This is a genomic window from Candidatus Nanopusillus massiliensis (assembly GCF_920984865.1).
In genome coordinates this window covers 537,106-537,402 of sequence record NZ_OV100765.1, presented here as the reverse complement: position 1 = coordinate 537,402, position 297 = coordinate 537,106, and positions in this window count along the sequence as shown.

The following is a 297-nucleotide window of genomic DNA, read 5'->3' as shown; positions in this document are numbered from 1 at the left end:
CCAGTGTTAATTTTATTTCCTTTACTTTATCTTTATAATTTTCTAAAATTGAGTCANNNNGTATTATATCTAAATCATATAATTCCTTTAATGGTTTATCTGTTATATCTTCTCTTTCTCCAAATTGAGATATTTTATCTACATTTATTCCAATATCTATTATAATCTATTTTATCATCAATTCTTATTGCACTCATATTTTTTCCTATATTTGAATNNNNACCTATTGGGAAAATTTCAATTTCCATTTTTAATAAGATTCATATATAAGGTTTCATATATGAATAATGGTTACAC